The organism is Mesorhizobium sp. (assembly GCF_024509055.1).
Taxonomy (GTDB): domain Bacteria; phylum Pseudomonadota; class Alphaproteobacteria; order Rhizobiales; family Rhizobiaceae; genus Mesorhizobium.
On sequence record NZ_JANINM010000327.1, the window covers coordinates 1 to 1,730 of the forward strand.

The 1,730-nt window shown below is 65.7% G+C and carries 2 protein-coding genes; both read right to left on the reverse strand.

Annotated features, from left to right (window positions below; genetic code table 11):
- On the reverse strand, window positions 1–1,195 hold a 1,195-nt coding region (locus Q0L57_RS14420), incomplete at its 3' end, for an FAD-binding oxidoreductase (protein ID WP_296743673.1).
- Window positions 1,196–1,332: 137 nt separating this feature from the next.
- Window positions 1,333–1,730 (reverse strand): helix-turn-helix domain-containing protein (locus Q0L57_RS14425; protein WP_296743675.1); only part of this gene is annotated, 398 nt, incomplete at its 5' end.

Genomic DNA, 1,730 nt, shown 5'->3' on the forward strand with positions numbered 1-1,730 from the left:
CGCGCGTCCATTCCTTGTTGGCGTAGTCGCCGAAGCGGCGCGGGTCGAGATCGGACGTGTCGAGGCTGTTGCCGCCCTCGACGATCCGCTCCGACAAATAATAGCCGATCGTGCCGCCCCAAAGGATGCCGCCGGGCACGCCTTCGGCCAGCCACACATTGGGCAGGCCCCAGGCCGGGCCCATGAGCGGCAGCTCGTCGGCCGTCATCTGGAAGGGGCCGCGCACATTGGCCTTGATGCCGGCCCGGCCCAACGCCGGCACCAGCTCCAATGCCTGCTCCCAGTTCCACGATACCGCCTCGAAATCCTCCTCGACGAGGTCGGCGCCGAACCAGGCAGGCACGCCATTCTCGGCGAACAGCTTGAGGTTCGCGGTGCGCTCATAGGGCCCGAACATGAACCCGTCGCCTTCCTCGCGCAGGTACCCTTCGAAACCTTCGTCGCGCAGGATCGGCATTTCCGGCCGCCCCTCTCTCTTGCGCTCGATGATTTCCGGCACCGGTTCGGTGATCCAGTACTGGTGCAGGATCGGGATGGCCGGGATTTCGAGGCCGAGCAGCGCGCCGGTCTGGCGCGCGTAATTGCCGGTGGCTGAGACCACGTGCTCGCAGGTGATGTCGCCCTTGTTGGTTTGAACGAGCCACTCGCCGGAGGCGGTCCGCTTGAAGCCCGTGACCTCGGTGTTGAGATAGACCTTGGCGCCCAGGTCCCGCGCGCCCTTGGCCATGGCATGTGTGACATCGGCCGGGGCGATGTGCCCGTCATCGGGATGGTAGAGCGCGCCAAGCATATGGTTGTTGTTGAGCAGCGGGCAGACTTGCCTGGTTTCCGCCGGCGTCAGCAGATGTGCGCGCATGCCCTGCACCTCGGCCACGCTCATATAGCTCTTGAATTCGTCCAGCCGGTCGCGGCTGTTGGCGATGCGCAGCTGCCCGCATTTGTGCCAGCCGACCGGTTGCCCCGTCTCGGCCTCCAGCCCCTCATAGATCTCGATCGTCTTGTTGATCATGCGCCCGACATTGATGTTGCGGGCATAGGAAGGGATCAGGCCCGCCGCATGCCATGTCGAGCCGGCGGTCAACTGGGTCCGTTCGAGCAGCGCGACATCCGTCCAGCCTCGCTTGGCAAGGCCATAGAGGATACCCGCGCCGACGCATCCCCCGCCGACGATCACCACTCTCGCATGTGTTTGCATGAAGCCACCAGATCCGGACGTTTTTGAACAAGCGCCGTCGAAGCTACAGGCGGCGAATGGCCGTGTAACGCCTTCAAAATCTTGGGGTCATGATAAGCTGGATTTATGCAGGCCCGTTGCGCGGACGCTGCAACTTCTCACGCCTCCGCCAGCCGCCCGTGCGCGTGGGTGGTATCGGCGAGCGTCTCGATGACGCGGCAGTCGCCGACCCGGCCGTTGGCGCATTGCCTGACCATGCGCAGCAGCTCGTCGCGCAGCGCGTTGAGGCTGGCGATGCGCTTGTCGACCTCGACCAGACGCGCCTTGGCGATGGCGTCTGCGGCGGCGCAGGACTGGTCGGGGTCATCCTGCAGCGTCAGCAGCGTGCGGATGGCGTCGACCTCGAAGCCGAGCTCGCGTGCGTGCCGGATGAAGGCGAGCCGGTCGAGGTCGCGGCGGTCGTAGAGCCGGCGGTTGCCTTCGGTGCGCGAGGCGGCCGGTAGCAGGCCGATCTGCTCGTAATAGCGGATCGTCGGCACCTTGACGCCGCTCTGCC